The organism is Mucilaginibacter sp. Mucisp86 (assembly GCF_047324315.1).
Lineage (GTDB): Bacteria > Bacteroidota > Bacteroidia > Sphingobacteriales > Sphingobacteriaceae > Mucilaginibacter.
The window spans coordinates 6,984,991-7,002,427 of sequence record NZ_CP168503.1; the positions used below are offsets into that span (position 1 = coordinate 6,984,991).

Consider the following 17,437-nt stretch of genomic DNA (forward strand, 5'->3'; position numbering starts at 1 on the left):
CTCCTGCCATTTTGACAATACATCAACAATTGGAACATACATTGATGATGCAATTCCGACAAACATTAAATCAATCCTATTAAAATATAGTTATGCAAGAAAAAGGCAGCATTTCGATCCACACCGAGAACATTTTCCCGATCATTAAGAAGTTCTTATACTCTGATAATGAGATATTTTTGCGCGAGCTGGTATCAAACGCGGTAGACGCTACCCAAAAAATCAAACGTTTGGCTTCATTAGGCCAATACACCGGCGAACTTGGCGACCTGCGCGTTGAGGTTGCTTTTGATGCCGACAAAAAGACAATCACCATTAGCGATAATGGTATCGGTATGACCGCCGAGGAGATCAAAAAATATATCAACCAGATTGCATTCTCAGGCGCTACCGAATTCATGGAGAAATTCAAGGAAGCCAAGGATGCCAACGAGATCATCGGTCGCTTTGGTTTAGGTTTTTATTCGGCTTTCATGGTAGCAGATAAGGTAGAGATCCAAACCCTGTCATACCAGGAAGGTGCAGAACCTGCGTTCTGGGTATGCGACGGCAGCACGGAATTTGAAATTGGCGACGGTATTTTAGAAGAACGCGGTACTGAGATCACCCTGTATATTAATGATGAATCGGCCGAGTTTTTAAGCCAGTACAAACTACAGGAGATCCTTGATAAATACTGTAAGTTTTTACCTGTGCCTATTAAATTCGGCACCAAAACCGAATCTGTTGAAGATGGTGTTGATGAGGAAGGCAAACCCAAATATACTTCAGTTGAGGTTGATAATATCATCAACACCACCAACCCTATCTGGACAAAAGCACCATCTGAATTAAAAGACGAGGATTATCTCGACTTTTACAAACAGCTTTATCCATTCAGCGAAGATCCATTATTCTGGATCCACCTTAATGTTGATTATCCTTTCAACCTTACCGGTGTGCTGTACTTCCCTAAGCTGAAGAATGATTTTGAATTCCAGAAAAACAAGATCAAATTATTCAGCCGCCAGGTATTTATTACCGATGAGGTAAAAGACATTGTTCCTGAATTTTTAATGCTGTTACATGGCGTTATCGATTCACCGGATATCCCGCTTAACGTATCACGCAGCTTTTTACAGGCTGATAGCAACGTTAAAAAGATCAACAGCTATATCACTAAAAAAGTAGCTGATAAATTGTCAGACCTCTTCAAAGCCGACCGTAAAGCATACGAAGAAAAATGGACAGACATTGGCCTGTTTGTTAAATACGGTATGGTGAGCGAAGACAAGTTTTATGACAAAGCCAAAGACTTTGTTTTGGTTAGCAATACCGAAAAACAAAACTTTACGCTTGCTGAATACAAAGACAAAGTTGAAGCCAATCAAACAGATAAGGACGGTCAGCTGGTTTATATCTATACTAATGATCCGGCAAAACAGGATTCGTTTATCCAGTCGGCAAATAAAAAAGGTTATGATGTATTGGTGATGAACTCTCCTATTGATAATCACTTCATCAGCCAGTTGGAGCAGAAATTAGAGAAAACATCCTTAAAACGCGTTGACGCTGATGTAGCCGATAAGCTGATCAAAAAAGACGACGCCCCTGAAACTGTATTGACCGAAGAACAAACAACCAAGGTAAAAGGCATTTTTGATAAAGCCATCAACAAACCCGCATACAGCGTTCAAATTGAAAGCCTAAACCCCGATGAGTTACCGGTTACCGTAACTATGGACGAGTTTATGCGCCGTATGAAAGATATGGCTGCTATGGGCGGTGGTATGAGTTTCTACGGCAACATGCCTGATAACTACAAAGTAATTGTGAATGGCAACCACAAACTGGTAAGCCGCATTTTACAGGAAGAAGATGAAAGTGTACAAGCCCAGCTTTCAAAGCAGGCTTTTGATCTGGCCCTGTTATCGCAAGGTTTATTGACTGGTGCTGATTTAACTGAATTTGTTAAACGCAGCGTGAGTTTGATATAATACTTTGTTTTATAAATAGCAATTCCATTATTGTTGAGGCCATCTGTTTTTCAGATGGCCTTTCTTTTATCTTGAAAGTATTTCCGCCAAACTTTCTTTGAGCGGAATAATTTCAAAAGGGTCATGTGTTATTTTACAGATCAGACCATTGCTTTCAATTCCGATAAAATCGCCATCTTCCAGGTCACGAACATGATAAAAAATCCTTTCCTTTAGATTAACCTCGTAAATATCATCCGGGTTTATTAGCTTAATTTCGTCCTCATCTAATATTTCCTTAAGATTTTGATAATCTCTTCGATAATCATCAGAATCATATCGCCTGACGTAAGAAGCTACATCGGCACTGGTTACATCAATCATATTGCCAGCCAATCCTTTTATACTATAACCTGTAATAACCTCTTCGCTAACAAATATGGTATAATCAAACCAGTTGTCCCCATTTATATCCTGTACCTTTATATTTGAAATTTCATAATCTCTTTCGCCCCTACGCCTAAATTCATTGCACTCATCTGAATAAGAGAACGAAACGAAATCAGGATAAGAATCGCTATAGCCAACAAGCGCTGACGTAAATAGATCTGCCTCTATCTGATCATTAAGTTGCTCGAAGTCTGCAGGTAGCTTTTCAATCGTTTTATAGATAAGCACCAATTCCCAATCCTGTACAGGGCGCTTTGATTTTTTCTGTTGAACAGCCGGAACATAATTTTTCCAATATCTTTTTAGTGCTTAAATCTACTGAATTACCGCTGGGCTTTTATTTAAAAGATTGCTTAAATTTGAATGTAATTAAACCTAAATAACCTACTATCGTCTAACCACTTAAACATTTATATCATGAAAATATTCAACAAAATAGCCCTTTTGGCTATATTCATATTTATTGGAACAAACGTAGCCAATGCTCAAGCCAAACAAACCAAAGCCGAAAAAAAGGCAGCTAAGCAGGCTGAAATAAAACAAATGGTAGAGGCTCAGAATTTTGTATTTAAAGCAAACTATGCTTTGCCGATGCGGGGTGGTACCAGGCCGCTTACCTCTGATTATGATATGACAATAAGTAAAGATACCATTGTATCATTTTTACCTTATTTTGGCCGGGCTTATGTAGCCCCGCCCCCAGGGACAACAGATGGCGGTATCAAAGTTAATACTACAAAGTTTACATACTCGTCGACCCCGAAAGGCAAGGGTTGGAATATCACTATTAAACCCAAGGAAAAAAACATAGCCGACTGGCGCGACGTACAAACATTTAACCTGAGTATTTCGCAGGATGGTTACGGCTCCCTGCAAGTGATCAGCAGCAACCGCGACCCAATATCATTTAACGGCTATATTGAAGCGAGGAGGAAATAAGTATTAAGTACGAAGTTTTAAGCATTAAGAAGTCGAAGCCCGGAAGTTGTTTAATGCAACTTTCGGGCTTTTATATGTACTTACCAACTTATAACTTGCAACTCCTAACTTAAGACTCAATCAATCCCGCATTATCCTTTAACTCCACTCCCGACAGTTTCCGTTTAAACGCTTCGTTAATTAAATAAAAAATCTTCTTTGCCGCCTTCTTATGGGTTAAACCTTTAGGGCGGATATTGGAAACGCAGTTTCGAGATTCGTCGGTTAAACCGGGCCTGGGATTGTAGGTAAGATATGCGCCGAGACTATCTGCCGAACTAAGTCCCGGACGCTCACCAATAAGGATGAGCGAAAGTTTAGCATTCAGGCCGTATCCAATATCATCGCCAATGGCCACCCTGCCCTGCTCAACCAGGCTTATCGGTGCAAGCTTTAAGCCATTGGCAATCAACTGGGGAACAAGCGCATCCAGCAATCCGACAGCATTTTCATTTACGGCTGTTGCCGAAAGTCCGTCAACTATCATGATAGCAACATCGCTTTCTGCGCTATAACCATTCAATTCGCTCAGCGAAGCTTCATTAAGCTTGCGCCCAAGGTCAGGTCTTTGCAAATATTGTCGCCGGTCGATTATCTTACTATGCAGGTGCAAAATGGGCAGCCCGAAATATTTGAACCGATCAGTTAGCTTGCCTAAATCCAATTCAGAATATACAGCATCCCTTGCGTGTGCATGTGCCAGTTTAAACTCCAGTGACTGCTTCAGCGGGATACTTGTCCCCACCCGGCCAATAGCTATCCGAGCAGAAGTAAACTCCTGCAATGCTTTCAACGGTTCAATTTCGTGTGGGATGTTTCGTTTCATTTTTTATATGGCCTTAGTCGCTCGGCTCCAGCCGAGTGACCACTATAAACAGGCCTCTGGCCTGCGTGTTATAAGATCTTACATCGGCCGGAGGCCGTGAGATAGCTGACACTCGGCTGGAGCCGAGCGACGGCATGTGGGGAACCTTTCACCTTTTGCCTTTATCCTTTTACCTCAATCACCTTCAATTAAAATCCTCCCAACAACCCGTGCTCGCTCACCGGCAGCATATTCCCCTTATCATCAATAATCCCCTGCTTTATTAACCATTGCCCAAACTCAGGCGCAGGCTTCAATCCCAGCACTTTACGCAGGTATAACGCATCATGAAATGAGGTTGATTGATAATTCAACATAATATCATCCGAACCGGGAATGCCCATCACAAAGTTGCAGCCGGCCACGCCAAGCAAGGTAAGCAGGTTATCCATATCGTCCTGATCGGCCTCGGCATGATTGGTGTAGCAAACGTCAACCCCCATTGGCAAGCCCAAAAGCTTACCGCAAAAATGATCTTCGAGCGCAGCACGAATAATCTGCTTGCCATCATATAAATACTCCGGACCGATAAAGCCAACAACCGTATTTACCAGTAACGGGTTAAACTTGCGCGCAACAGCATATGCCCTCACCTCGCAGGTTTGCTGGTCGACACCGAAATTGGCATTGGCAGACAAGGCACTACCCTGCCCGGTTTCAAAATACATTACGTTATTACCTATAGTTCCACGTTTTAGTGACAATGTAGCCTGATAGGCTTCCTCAATCAAACTTAAATTAACCCCAAAACTCGCATTAGCCTTTTCTGTGCCTGCTATGGATTGAAAACAAAGATCAACAGGCGCAGCTTCATTAACCAGTTGCAATGTGGTGGTGATATGACTGAGCACGCAGGTTTGCGTCGGGATATCAAACCTATGCCTTAACTCATCCATTAATGAAAGCAAACTACTTACTGCCGCCGGGCTATCCGTAGCCGGGTTAATGCCAATAACCGCATCACCGCTGCCAAATAACAAGCCATCAATAATACTGGCCGCCACTCCCCGCGGATCATCTGTTGGATGATTGGGCTGCAAACGGGTACTGAAATGCCCCTTCAAACCAATGGTATTACGAAAGCGAGTAATCACCTGGCATTTATTGGCCATGGCAATCAGGTCCTGGTTGCGCATCAGTTTGGATACTGCCGCTACCATTTCGGGTGTTAAGCCGGGGGCAATGGTTGTTAATGTAGCACAGTCTGTTTCGTCGCTTAACAGCCAGTCGCGAAGTTCACCAACGGTTAAGTGGCTGATATGGCTGAAAGCCACTTTATCATGATCATCGATAATAAGCCGGGTAATTTCATCGTCCTCATACGGGACCACCGCCTCATTCAAAAAGTTTTTGAGCGGCACATCTGCCAGCGTAATTTGCGCTGCCACACGTTCTTCATACCCACCGGCGCAAAGCCCTGTCAGTTCATCGCCCGAGCGATAAGGAGAAGCCTTTCCAAGCAATGTTTTCAGATCGGGAAACTTGTAAACCCGGTGATGTATGTTGTGGCGGTACATTCTTTTATATCATTATTTCATTGCGTCATTAGGTCATTATTGCATAGAGGTCAAACAAATGACCAAATGACCTAATGATTAATGACTTCTTCAACAGGGGCACTCATCATGTCTTCGGTTAACGCAACTTTATGTTTTCCCATCGCTATAAAAACCAGCAGCACTATGGCCAATCCTCCTGCAAAAATGAGGCTCATATCAGGGTTAAAATATATTGTTGCTATTAAACACACTACGCAAATTATTAAAGCTATCGCCGGGAAAACCGGGTATGCAGGGGCCAAAAACGGCCGACTTAAGCGGGGTTCCTTTTTGCGTAATATAAACAGGCTTACCATACTCATGATATACATTACCACAGCGCCAAGTACTGATAGCATAATGATCTGATCCGTTTTAAATTTATAAATGAAGATAGAGCTTACCACACCACTCACTATAAGCGCCCAGTGCGGCGTTTTAAATCTGTGGTTAATATCGGATAGCATTCGGGGTAAATACCCACTGCGCGCCATGGCAAACACCTGCCTTGATGAAGCAAGGATAATACCATGCAGCGATGCTATCAATCCAAACAAACCTATACTGGCAAATATTTTGGTTAAACCGTTGCCCTTGCCCAATACTATCCCAATAGCCTCTGGCAGTGGATAATCTAAATGACTTAGCTTGCGCCAGTCGGTAAGTCCGCCGGTTATAACCATTACGCCTAAAGCCAGCACTACTAATGTTATAATAGCCGAAATATAACCTCGGGGGATATTTCTTTTGGGGTTTTCCACTTCTTCGGCAACCATGGCCACGCCTTCGATGGCCAGGTAAAACCAAACCGCAAAAGGCAAAGCAGCAAAAACGCCAGCCCAGCCAAAAGGCATGGGATTGGTTAAATAATTATCCATTTTAAAATGAGGCGATACAATGCCGAGGTAAAGCATCAGTTCAACCACCGCGAGGACGGTGATGAATACCGAAAAAGTAGCTGACTCCTTTACCCCAAGCATATTTAAAAGGATAAAAAAGATATTAAACCCCATAGCTGCCCCAGTTATGGGGATAGCCGGGTATAAAAAATGAAGATAACTACCTAAAGAAACAGCAACCGCAGGGGTAGCCACCAGGAAATCAACAAGCGTAGCATAACCGGCAATTAAACCACCAAACGGCCCCATTGCCCGGTAAGCATAAGCAAAAGCGCCACCTGCATGAGGAATTGAGGCAGTAAGCTCGGTATAGCTAAAAATAAATGTGATGTACATTAATGTGATAACCAAAGTGGCTATCAACAAACCTATGGTACCTGATACGGCCCAACCTAAATTCCACCCGAAATATTCACCCGAAATAACAAGGCCTACAGCTATAGCCCATAAATGAATAGGTTTTAAAACGCGTTTTAAATGTTCTGTAGATGTTTCCGCCATACGTCGCCGTTATCAATAATATTTTATCGCCTTAAATTACTCAACCGGCAGGTTAAATCAAAATTACGGCGCATTATGGAATTGTTAACCCGCATTTTCTGAAAAAGCACAATAATTTACGTCGTCATTTCTCATAAAAAGCTTGCAAATAAAAATATAGGCGCCTAAAAACATCAATAGCAAACAAAACAGCCGATAAAATTTAATTTATCGGCTGTAATTCTATTAAAAAACAACTAATAGTTAACGATTCAGGTATCACGCTCCCGTTTTACACCATCAGCTTATCCTTCAAATACCCCATACTTGCCGTAATACTTGCGAAGGCATCTTTAGGCATATCATGCTCAACAAAAAAGTGCTGCATCCCGGCTGATTTTGCTGCCGCAAAAATCGGTTTAAAATCAATTGTGCCGCCGCCTACAGGTTGTATATTTTGTCTGCTGGCATCCAGGTCTTTCACGTGCCAAAGCGGGAAACGCCCCGGATGCTCCTTAAACATTTCCACCGGGTTTTTACCTGCCTTAACAGCCCAGGCCAAATCAAGCTCCATTTTTACATTGTTGGCGTCAGTTTCACTTAATAACAAGTCGTACGGCACCTTACCATCAACCGCATGAAACTCCATATCATGATTATGATAAGCAAACTGGATCCCTACTTTTTTAGCGGCCTCTCCAGTTTTGTTCAGCACCTCTATGGTCGATTTTATTTCCTCAAGCGTGGCTGTGGGCGAGTTAGCGCAAACCAGGTATTTAACGCCGCCCTCGGCAACCTCATCAATTACCTGCTGCATATTATCACGCAAATTAAGCACAGGAGGTAATACGATTGGTTTACCATCGGCACCCGCCGGCATTTTTGCTCCCGGAGGCAATTTAAACGGTGCGCCAAGAACATGATGTGAGGTCCAGCTCATACCCAGCTCGTTCACCATGGCCTTAAACTCTTTAGGCTTCATGCCATAATAGCCGCCTTTTTTACTAAAGGCCGATTCTAATTCCTTGTATCCTATAGCTGCAACTTTGCTAAGCGTGCCGTTTACATCTTCGTCAATAACACCGAAAAAGGTAAACAACTGCAGTCCAACAGGATGATGTTCCATATTACTCAAAAAGCTTGCGGCTTTACCTGATAGGGCCATGCCACCAAGCACCAATGCACCGGTGCCTTTAATAAAATTTCTTCTGCTGTAATTCATGCTTTGATAATGGTTAATAATTAACTGGTACAGTAAAGCTAATTAATTAATAATGAGCAAAGAAATTTATTGTGTCTTTTTTACACAATAGTTTTTTTTCAAGGCTGAAAGCATAATGCTAAAAGTTTAGGGCTGCATGTCAGGAATAGCGGTATTCGCTTGCGGGAGTCCGTAATAATTAGTTTACTGTACGAAAGTGTTAATCAAAACCCAACAGATTGTGTCAGAGGTGCAAAAGGTTTGTAGAAATAGAAATGAATTGGATTTTTAGTGTGCCAGAGGTACACAACTCCGATGTTCCGTACCTCTGGCACGGTTATTTTCGGTATATTATGTGCTACAAACCTGTGCCCCTCTGGGGGATTTTCTTAACTTAATGACATTGGCCGGTATCCGCTTCTATTCCTAACGCAAAACATGGATCAAAATAATAAACTATCTATTATAAAAACATTCATCAAACAATCTCGGGCAAACTGTTATGCACCATTGATGATACTATAAAAGCTATAATAGCAATAATCAACCCAAACATAAAAACATTGTAGGCGGCCCTGAGCAGACGGTATTTGCGGCCCAGCACCACGCCTTGCGTATGAATATCTTTGATCAGACTGTCGTATAGGTATTCCTTATCATGCAGTACATTCTTCATACCGGCTGCAAAGTCATCCAGTTTCATGCGGTAAAAATTACCAAAAAACAGCAGGTTAGCTTTTTTGTCGTCAAGGTCTTTCGTACTAAATTTTCCTCTCGGTATCGAAGGCCGGGTTGATAATATTGCCAGGATCATGGTAGCCAGGCTAACCGTAAGCAACAAATAAGATGGAAGCACTAAAAAAGAATTATCCTTCAGCTTCCGCAGCACCAAACTGATAATAGCCGAAATGATGATAGAATTAACCGTGATCAGGATCTGAGCCTTGTTGTCGGCCATGTCGCTCAGGCGTTGATCGGTACTGGCGGTAACCTTCAACAGGGTTTCGATACCTAAATCTATATCTGCTACTTCCGAAGCCTTTTGTGGTAGCGTTTCCTGGTTATTTACCATTGATTTCATTTTTACACCTATAAAATTAGGTTATTTTCAAGTTATTGTCTTCGATTATCAATACCAGGAACTCGTAAACACTACTCCATATACAAACAATTGGCTATCAAACCGGTCCAGCCGGTTTGGTGGGCAGCACCCAATCCTAAACCGGTATCCCCATCAAAAAATTCGTAAAACAGGATATGATCCTTAAAATGCGGATCGTTTTGAAGTTTTGGGTTTCTGCCGTAAACAGGTCGTTCGCCGTCTTCGTTTTTCATAAATAACTTCGAAACCCGTGCGTAAAGTTCATTGGCAACCTCCTTCAGGTTCATAAAATTCCCGGAGCCGGTTGGGCATTCTATCTTAAACTCATCGCCATAAAACATGTGGAACCGGTGCAAACTATCAATGATGAGATAGTTGATTGGCATCCAGATGGGGCCCCGCCAGTTGCTGTTGCCACCAAAAAGACCGCTGTCGCTTTCACCCGGCACATAGGTTATACCAAATTCCACCCCATTGACTGAAACGTGATAAGGATGCTTTAAATGATACTTTGAAAGTGACCGGATCCCGTAATCGCTCAAAAACTCGTTTTCATCCAACATGTATTTAAGCAATGATTTCATTCTGTAACCACGCAACAAGCTTATCAAATGTTTACCGTTATTCCCCTTCTCGTTCCAGCGGGAAACCAGTGATGCAAGATCGGGCCGGTTTTCGGCAAACCATTTCATACGGTCTTTAAACACAGGGCTTTCCATAATATCCTTTTCATCCAGCACTTCGGTGGCAAACAGGGGGATCAGCCCTACGATGCTCCTAACCCGCATTTTTATAGAACCGTCGTCCGGAAAACGGATCTGATCGTAAAAAAAACCATCTTCATCATCCCAAAGCCCTTCGTTATTCTCGCCCAGATTGGACATAGCGCCGACGATATAAATGAAATGCTCAAAAAATTTGGAAGCAATATCGGCATAGGCCTTATCGGTTTCGGTAAGTTCGGTGGCGATGCGCAGCAGGTTAAGCGAATACATGGCCATCCAACTGGTGCCATCAGCCTGCTCCAGGTGCTGCCCCGAAGGCAGGTGCATATTGCGGTCAAAAACACCAATGTTATCCATCCCCAGAAACCCGCCCTCAAAAATATTATTCCCCGATTGATCCTTGCGGTTAACCCACCAGGTAAAATTGAGCATCAGTTTATGAAAAACACGTTCCAGGAAATAGGTATCACCTTTGCCGTTGTTATTTTCTTTGTCGATTTTATAAACGTTCCATACGGCCATGGCATGTACCGGCGGGTTTACATCGCCAAAGTCCCATTCATAAGCCGGCAACTGCCCGTTCGGGTGCATATACCAATCGCGGGTAAGCAAAATCAGCTGATTTTTGGCAAAAGCCATGTCAACGGTTGCCAGCGGGAGGCAATGAAAAGCCAGGTCCCAGGCTGCGAACCAGGGATATTCCCATTTATCGGGCATTGAAATGATATCGCGGGTGTTGAGGTGCGTCCATTTGCTGTTGCGGGCCCTTTGCCTTTGTTCAGGCGGACGCGGCATCCCCTTATCACCGCTAAGCCAGTGGCGAACATCGGTATAAAAAAACTGCTTATTCCAGAGCATGCCCGCAAAAGCCTGCCGTTGAATAAGGCGGCGGTCGGGGTTCATAGTTGCCCCATGGATATCATTATAAAATTGATCGGCTTCTGTTTGGCGGACAGCAAAAACATCGTCAAAATCCTCAAAGCTATAATTGGCATCTTCCGAAAGGCGCAAACGCAGCGTTACGCACTTCCCTGCCGGGATATTTAAATCGTAGTTCACGGCCGCCTTTGTACCCATATTTTTAGGATTCACGGTGTCGGCACCATGTACAATATAATCGTTTATGCCATCTTTATAGTATTTGCGGCCATCATCGTAGTTGTATAATCTACGCGAGTTGGTTTCATTATCGCAAAACAGTAATTGGCCATCACCCTCGGTATGCAACCACATCTGCCCGAGATCTTTATGAAAAACACTGATCACTTTTTCTGCCGAACCGCAAAGGTCGGGCTTGCGCGAGTCATAACCCCAGCCCCAGGTGTTCCGGAACCATAAAGTGGGCATCACGTTAAGCGGCGCGTCTTTATCGCTCCTGTTATGGATAGTTATTTTGATGAGAATGTCCTCCTGCGCGCTTTTAACGTATTCGGTAAAAACGTCAAAATATTCGTTATGATCGAATATCCCGGTATCCATCAGCTCAAATTCCGGATCTTGTCGGCCTCGACGCTTGTTTTCGTTCACCAGCCAGCTGTATGGAAACTCATTTTGAGGATATTTATACAGCGTTTTCATGTACGAATGCGTAGGTGTGCTATCCAAATAGTAGTACAACTCTTTTACGTCCTCGCCGTGATTGCCCTCGGGATTACTCAAACCAAAGTAACGCTCTTTAATGATAGGATCTTTTTTATTCCATAATGCAATTGCAAAACAAAGGTATTGCTGCCTGTCGCAAATGCCGGCTATACCCTCCTCACCCCAGCGGTAAGCTTTGCTACGGGCCATATCATGGGTAATATAGTTCCAGGCATCACCATTTGCACTGTAATCTTCACGTACGGTACCCCACTGACGGTCGCTCACATAGGGTCCCCACTTTTTCCAGCCTGTATCTTTTAACCTTGATTGTTCTGCATTCATAGTATAGATGGCAATTTACACTATCCCTAATTTAGGTAAGCGTTTTGCAAAGTAGATTTAATTAGGTAAAAATACGTTAACACGTGGTTTGTTTTACCGTATTATGAAGAATAGACGGGAATTGAAGATTTTATTTATTGTTTAGTTAAACAAGGGGTACTGTTTTCTGGTCGAAGTTTAGCAATGGCATAACTTCAATCCTAAATTAAGTTAAGCTTTGAGCTTAATTGTAATGTCCAATGACAGTTTGCATCCATTAACTTGTAACCCGGATACGGAAGCAGGATGCTTCCACTGTTTTAGGTCGAAGTTACGCCATCGCTAAACTTCGACCAGCTCAAGGCATTTATCAATAGCATCCAGACTTACGAAGTTTTAAAAACTTCGTAAGTCTTCACTGTTTTATTATTCTCTACGGAAAGACTGCTGCCCACTGCAAACTAAAAACGGCCTACTGAACTTACGCCCAGGCTTTTCTTAAAAACCGCAGCCAGTTACCATGCATCATATTTTGGACATCCTCGTCGGTATAGCCTCGTTTTTTTAACAGGTCAGGAACCTTTTGCAAATCTGCAATAGTTTCCAGGTCGTAAGGACATTGCTCGCGTCCGAAGGCGCCATCCAGGTCAGTACCCATGCCTACATGAAGGGCATTGCCTGCTATCTGGCAAATATGATCTATATGGTCAACCATCACTTCCATATTACAGTTCATTCCCCTTGGTGTTGATACGCCCCTCACCCAGTTTGGCACCATCATCCAGGCATCAAGCGCTGCGCCAATAACCGCACCGCGCTCAATCAGCGCTTTAATCATTTCATCGCTGTACTGGCGGTTGTGGTTTACCAGCGCGCGGCAATTGTTATGACTGGCCCAAACATGACCGTTAAAATGATCAAGCGCCTCCCAAAAGCTATCATCGCATAAATGGGTTGCATCTAAAATGATATTCAGGCGCTCCATTTCTTTTAGTAACTCATGACCTTTTGGCCCCATATAACCGGTTGCATCCGTACCCTGGGCATATCTTCCCGGGCCATAATGCGCCGGACCTACAGCCCTGAGACCATAATTATATGCCCGTTCCAAATGCTTAACAGTCACAATCGAATCGGCACCTTCCAAACTCAAAATATAACCTATTGGCTTCTTTTCTGTTGATCCTCCATCATTCCAAAGCGCTAAATGTTTTTCAAGCGATGGCAAGTCATTTACCTGTACCATTTCGCCGGCATCTTCCATAGCTTTATACCAGGCTACCTGCCCCTGGGTTTGCGCCCAGGCCTGCTCTGGCGAATGCCAGCCCGGTAAAGGATTATCAGGCGCTACATAACGACCTATCTGTGTGGCTACTACAAGACCGATATTACCTTTCCGCAATTCGGGCAGCGTAACAACAGCTTTGGCGCGGTCGGGTTTATCGGTTAAACCCTCCTCGCGTTGATTTACCTCGGCAAGTGGGCGCGTAAGATCTCGGTTCCACTCAAGGGCGTTCATGCTTAAATCTAAATGGGCATCTACAACAAACATGGTATCAGGGGTATTTTTAAATGGTAATTTTACGGTCGCGGGCCTGGTTGAGCCACTCACCGCTTATATTTTCGTTCTCAATAGTATAAACGCGCTCATATAGCGCAACAGTAGGGCAAATATGGTGCGGAATGCCATAAAACACATCGCCAACATTATATTGGTGATTAGCACCTGCCTCAACTACCAAATGTTCTTCACTTTGGCTTACAGGATAAAGCTCGGGTGCATTCAGAAAGTAAATACGTTTACTTAGCTCATTTTCCGCTGATATCGACTTGTGCCCCACATCCAAACAAAGTTTTGTTGGGCCGGGCAGTGAAATTACCCGTGTAACAACCAGTGCAGATGGTAAAAAATCCTGCTCCGGCATCTCCACCTGGTATCCTTTGTCCCAATAAACAAACGTACCAGGACTACATTCTACATATTTACGCTTAGCGTGGATAGGGAAAGTTGGCGAGCCACCTGCTACAATTACAGGTTCGGGGTAGCCCTTACTTTTTATAGTTTGCTGCAACTTAAGTACCGGATCAAATCCAAAGTTGCACCTATCCGCACGTTTTTGAAGATCAATATCATGGATATGGCCATCATAAGCATGCAGGCCAACGGGGCTAATGCCTGGCAAAACACCGCAGTCCATATAAAGCTGCAAAGCTTCAAAACCCGGCGCTATACCTGTGCGGTTCATGCCCACGTTCAGGTCCAGGTATACATCAATATTGGTCTTAAACCTTACAGCGGCATCGGAAATCTCTTTTGCTGATGCGGCGTTATCAACAAGGCACGAAAAATGCGTTTGCGGATAAGCATGGATCAACCTGATGAAGCGGTGGAGTTTGGGCCCTTCGGGCTGATAAGCCAGCAAAACATCAGGTGCTTTACTCATAGCCAATAGCTCTGCTTCGGCAATGGTAGCGCATTTGAACTTGCGGACACCTGCATCCAGCAGCAAACCTGTTACTTCGGCATTTTTATAGGTTTTAACATGCGGGCGCAAACGGGCAGCATCATCAATCATGCCGGTAAGCGTGGTAATGTTTGTTTTTACCCTATCGGGATAAACAACCAGCGCCGGCGTATCCAGCTTATCAATATCCTGTATATTATACCAGTTAGCGGTCATGGTTTAAGTCGGAAGTCTTAAGTTCTAAGTCGTAAGTCAGGCAAAGTTTGTAGAGACGCATGTGATGCGTCTCTACATTAATAATTTATATAAAAGCCTATTCCAATTCAAACAGCGCTTCAATCTCAACCGGGATATTATCTGGTAATGATCCCATGCCTACCGCGCTGCGTACACCTATACCGTTCTCTTCGCCCCAGATTTTCGTAAACAGTTCGCTGGCGCCGTTAATGATAAAAGGGTGTTTCTCAAATTCGGGTGTACAGTTAACCATACCCAACACTTTGATAACACGCTTTATTTTATTAAAACTGCCAATGTTGGCTTTAATAGTAGCCAGCATGGTTAGGCCAACCTGTTGTGCAGCAAGCTTACCATCTTCCTGGCTCACAGTATCACCAATGCGACCGATGATAAGTGATGCATCGTCCTGAACGGGGCCGTGGCCCGACAGATAAAGGTATTTGCCATCAACTAAACATGGTTTATAAACGCCAAGTGGCTTTGGTGCGGGCGGCAGGTTTAAACCCAGCGCTGCAAAGTTTTCTTCGGGAGTGTTCATGGGTATAAAACTATCGTTTTTTATAAAAAAAGTATTACAAAAAATTATTTTACCCGAATAATGACCAATATAGTATCCTTAACTTCCGTGAATTAAATAACAATAACCCAGCCCACGCACTTTCAAAAAAGGGAGCAAAATCCCCCTTACCGGATTTCTCCAGTTATACATAAAATTAATGGCTCAGCATTTTCCTACTGTTCATTAATAGTTAATACGGATATACCAGGGTTTTTGGTAATAGTTGTTTTATTTTGATAAGATCTTCAGGGGGATAATTATTTGCCCACAGGTAAAGTGTTGAAAGGGTATTTTTTAGCTTTTGAAAATCAGAAGACAGGGATGAAAGCTGATTATTTCCCAAATCGATCGTTTTAATATTTTGCAGGTTATAGAAATTTGCAGGAAGGGTGCTTATTCTGCATTGCCCAAGTTTTAAATCAGTAAGCGCTGATAAATCACCAATACCGGGTGGCAAAACAGTTAGTTTTGTAAATGAACAATCAAGGTATTGCAGTTTTTTTAAATTCCCAATATCCGCAGGTAAGCTGGTTAAACCGGTTGAACTAAGTATACAATATTTAAGTTTGCTTAGCCTCGTAAAAGAAGCAGGCAAGACAGTAAGAGATCCCGCAAGCGTAAAATCCTCAAGATTGGCCAAATCGCCAAAGTTATCTGATAAAGCTGGCAAGCCCGAACCTGTAATGCGCAACGAACGTATAGGTAACTTTGCAAAAGACGCCGGCAAATCAGGGATATTAGCCTCTAAATCAAGCGTATCAAGTGAAGCCATATTACCAATATCAGCCGGTAACGAAGATGAACTTGCGGTAGAAATCCACCTCAAAAACCTTAGTTTGCTTAGCTTACTTATCGAACCTGAAATGCTGCTTTGTGTTACGATATCAATAAATTGAAGGTTGCTGCAGTTGCCAAGGCTTTCGGGCACATATTTAACATTATTGGCTCCAATATCAAGGCGACGCAACTTCTTAAGCTGCCCAAAGCTATCAGGAAGCCGCTGTATTCCTGAAGCAGCAAGGTTTAAAATCTCCAGGTTTTCGAGTTGGCCAAAGGTCTCCGGAAGATTGCCGATGTAACCGCCATCGTTAAGAAACTCTATATTAAGTTGTTTCAATTTCTTCAGCTGTCCGATATTTTCAGGCACACCATGCAAAATGGTATAATTAAGATCAAGGTATTCTAAATTTTTAAACCGGTCGCCAATGATTTTGGGAAACTCAAATGTAGCAGAACCGGAAAGATCGAGCTTTTTCAGGTAGGTTAATGCCTGTAGAGCAGGGTTTGCTACGGTATCTGCGAAAAGCCATGTGGTACCCTCACTTGACAGGTCCAAACTGGTAATATGCCCACTTTCATAGGTCACCCGGTTAGAGCCCTCATCAATTTGCAAATCGTGCAAAGCTTCACTTTCCAAATAATCACCAGCATTAAGCGTTATGGATGCGGAAACACTTTTGCTTCCATATTTAGTTGTCCAGGTAAGCTTATAATTTTTATGCGCATAAGCTTGAAATTTTATATTGGGAGCATTAATATCAGGTATAACCGTTCCGCCAAAACTTTGATTTTGAAGAGAAGCATAGTTATCACCTTCTATGGTCCACTGTCCGCTGTCATAACTTGTTGCTGTTAAATAAAACTGTGTTTGATTGTTAGGAGCTGCATTAATTATAGTGGCAGTTAACGGCTTGAAAGATATCTTAACGGTAGATTCAGAATTATTGCCGACTTTCCATTTTAGCACATAGTTTTCCCCGGGCATACCATGAAAACGTGTATCCGGCCTGGTGTCATCATCAAAATACACCTTATACTGTTCCTGAAGGCCGCTTACAATTGTCCACTTACCGCCCTGTCCTGTTTGCAGGCTATCGGCATTCAGCTTAACTGAAAACTCCGACACATCGCTTTGATTTGTACCTGCCGTAGAAAATGGATCTGAAGGTTGAACTCGGGTAATAGTTTCCTTTTTACAAGAACTAAAAAATGCCAATAACAACGTTATAGCAAACAGGTGAGTAAGGTTAGATTTTGACATGGATTATTCGTTGTAAATGTAAAAATATTTACCT

13 protein-coding genes are annotated in these 17,437 nt (G+C 43.0%); 2 read left to right on the forward strand and 11 right to left on the reverse strand.

Features of this window, described 5'->3' with window-relative positions; genetic code table 11:
• Window positions 1-92 precede the first annotated feature (92 nt).
• Complete coding sequence (gene htpG / locus ACEN9X_RS28730) at window positions 93-1,976, forward strand: molecular chaperone HtpG (protein WP_413668409.1); 1,884 nt, start codon at window positions 93-95, stop codon at window positions 1,974-1,976.
• Between the two features lie 66 nt (window positions 1,977-2,042).
• On the opposite strand, the gene ACEN9X_RS28735 is transcribed toward htpG, so the two are convergent.
• Window positions 2,043-2,636 (reverse strand): hypothetical protein, encoded by a 594-nt coding sequence (locus tag ACEN9X_RS28735; RefSeq protein WP_413668410.1) that lies wholly within the window; start codon window positions 2,634-2,636, stop codon window positions 2,043-2,045.
• Between the two features lie 186 nt (window positions 2,637-2,822).
• Here ACEN9X_RS28735 and ACEN9X_RS28740 point away from each other — a divergent pair, with 186 nt between their 5' ends.
• Complete coding sequence (locus ACEN9X_RS28740; protein ID WP_413668411.1) at window positions 2,823-3,344, forward strand: DUF4251 domain-containing protein; 522 nt, start codon at window positions 2,823-2,825, stop codon at window positions 3,342-3,344.
• 109 nt (window positions 3,345-3,453) lie between these two features.
• On the opposite strand, the gene eutC is transcribed toward ACEN9X_RS28740, so the two are convergent.
• The 10 genes from eutC to ACEN9X_RS28790 form a co-directional block, all read right to left on the reverse strand.
• Window positions 3,454-4,209 (reverse strand): ethanolamine ammonia-lyase subunit EutC, encoded by a 756-nt coding sequence (eutC, locus tag ACEN9X_RS28745; protein ID WP_413668412.1) that lies wholly within the window; start codon window positions 4,207-4,209, stop codon window positions 3,454-3,456.
• Between the two features lie 188 nt (window positions 4,210-4,397).
• On the reverse strand, window positions 4,398-5,765 hold the full coding sequence (locus tag ACEN9X_RS28750) for an ethanolamine ammonia-lyase subunit EutB (RefSeq protein ID WP_413668413.1): 1,368 nt from the start codon (window positions 5,763-5,765) through the stop codon (window positions 4,398-4,400).
• Window positions 5,766-5,836: 71 nt separating this feature from the next.
• The gene (eat, locus tag ACEN9X_RS28755; protein ID WP_413668414.1) at window positions 5,837-7,186 is read right to left on the reverse strand and encodes an ethanolamine permease; all 1,350 of its coding nucleotides are present in this window, start codon (window positions 7,184-7,186) and stop codon (window positions 5,837-5,839) included.
• Window positions 7,187-7,457: 271 nt separating this feature from the next.
• The gene (locus ACEN9X_RS28760) at window positions 7,458-8,387 is read right to left on the reverse strand and encodes a sugar phosphate isomerase/epimerase family protein (protein WP_413668415.1); all 930 of its coding nucleotides are present in this window, start codon (window positions 8,385-8,387) and stop codon (window positions 7,458-7,460) included.
• 457 nt (window positions 8,388-8,844) lie between these two features.
• A complete protein-coding gene (locus ACEN9X_RS28765; RefSeq protein ID WP_413668416.1) occupies window positions 8,845-9,447 on the reverse strand; it encodes a Pycsar system effector family protein in 603 nt (200 codons plus the stop codon).
• 71 nt (window positions 9,448-9,518) lie between these two features.
• Window positions 9,519-12,119: an MGH1-like glycoside hydrolase domain-containing protein gene (locus ACEN9X_RS28770; RefSeq protein ID WP_413668417.1), complete on the reverse strand. Its 2,601-nt coding sequence runs from the start codon at window positions 12,117-12,119 to the stop codon at window positions 9,519-9,521.
• Window positions 12,120-12,579: 460 nt separating this feature from the next.
• Window positions 12,580-13,650, reverse strand: coding sequence for a dipeptidase (locus ACEN9X_RS28775; RefSeq protein ID WP_413668418.1), 1,071 nt, complete (start codon window positions 13,648-13,650; stop codon window positions 12,580-12,582).
• Window positions 13,651-13,666: 16 nt separating this feature from the next.
• Entirely contained in the window at window positions 13,667-14,779 is a 1,113-nt protein-coding gene (locus ACEN9X_RS28780) for a D-TA family PLP-dependent enzyme (protein WP_413668419.1), read from the reverse strand.
• 97 nt (window positions 14,780-14,876) lie between these two features.
• Window positions 14,877-15,341, reverse strand: coding sequence for a RidA family protein (locus tag ACEN9X_RS28785; RefSeq protein ID WP_413668420.1), 465 nt, complete (start codon window positions 15,339-15,341; stop codon window positions 14,877-14,879).
• Between the two features lie 211 nt (window positions 15,342-15,552).
• Window positions 15,553-17,403, reverse strand: coding sequence for a leucine-rich repeat domain-containing protein (locus ACEN9X_RS28790; protein WP_413668421.1), 1,851 nt, complete (start codon window positions 17,401-17,403; stop codon window positions 15,553-15,555).
• Window positions 17,404-17,437: the final 34 nt, after the last annotated feature.

Excerpts from the sequence above, each read along its gene's own strand:
- ACEN9X_RS28785 (WP_413668420.1), bottom strand. The coding sequence starts at position 15,341 with ATGAACACTCCCGAAGAAAACTTTGCAGCGCTGGGTTTAAACCTGCCG.
- ACEN9X_RS28780 (WP_413668419.1), bottom strand. The coding sequence starts at position 14,779 with ATGACCGCTAACTGGTATAATATACAGGATATTGATAAGCTGGATACG.
- ACEN9X_RS28750 (WP_413668413.1), bottom strand. The coding sequence starts at position 5,765 with ATGTACCGCCACAACATACATCACCGGGTTTACAAGTTTCCCGATCTG.
- htpG (WP_413668409.1), top strand. The coding sequence starts at position 93 with ATGCAAGAAAAAGGCAGCATTTCGATCCACACCGAGAACATTTTCCCG.
- ACEN9X_RS28790 (WP_413668421.1), bottom strand. The coding sequence starts at position 17,403 with ATGTCAAAATCTAACCTTACTCACCTGTTTGCTATAACGTTGTTATTG.
- ACEN9X_RS28740 (WP_413668411.1), top strand. The coding sequence starts at position 2,823 with ATGAAAATATTCAACAAAATAGCCCTTTTGGCTATATTCATATTTATT.
- ACEN9X_RS28765 (WP_413668416.1), bottom strand. The coding sequence starts at position 9,447 with ATGAAATCAATGGTAAATAACCAGGAAACGCTACCACAAAAGGCTTCG.
- eat (WP_413668414.1), bottom strand. The coding sequence starts at position 7,186 with ATGGCGGAAACATCTACAGAACATTTAAAACGCGTTTTAAAACCTATT.
- eutC (WP_413668412.1), bottom strand. The coding sequence starts at position 4,209 with ATGAAACGAAACATCCCACACGAAATTGAACCGTTGAAAGCATTGCAG.
- ACEN9X_RS28775 (WP_413668418.1), bottom strand. The coding sequence starts at position 13,650 with ATGTTTGTTGTAGATGCCCATTTAGATTTAAGCATGAACGCCCTTGAG.
- ACEN9X_RS28760 (WP_413668415.1), bottom strand. The coding sequence starts at position 8,387 with ATGAATTACAGCAGAAGAAATTTTATTAAAGGCACCGGTGCATTGGTG.
- ACEN9X_RS28770 (WP_413668417.1), bottom strand. The coding sequence starts at position 12,119 with ATGAATGCAGAACAATCAAGGTTAAAAGATACAGGCTGGAAAAAGTGG.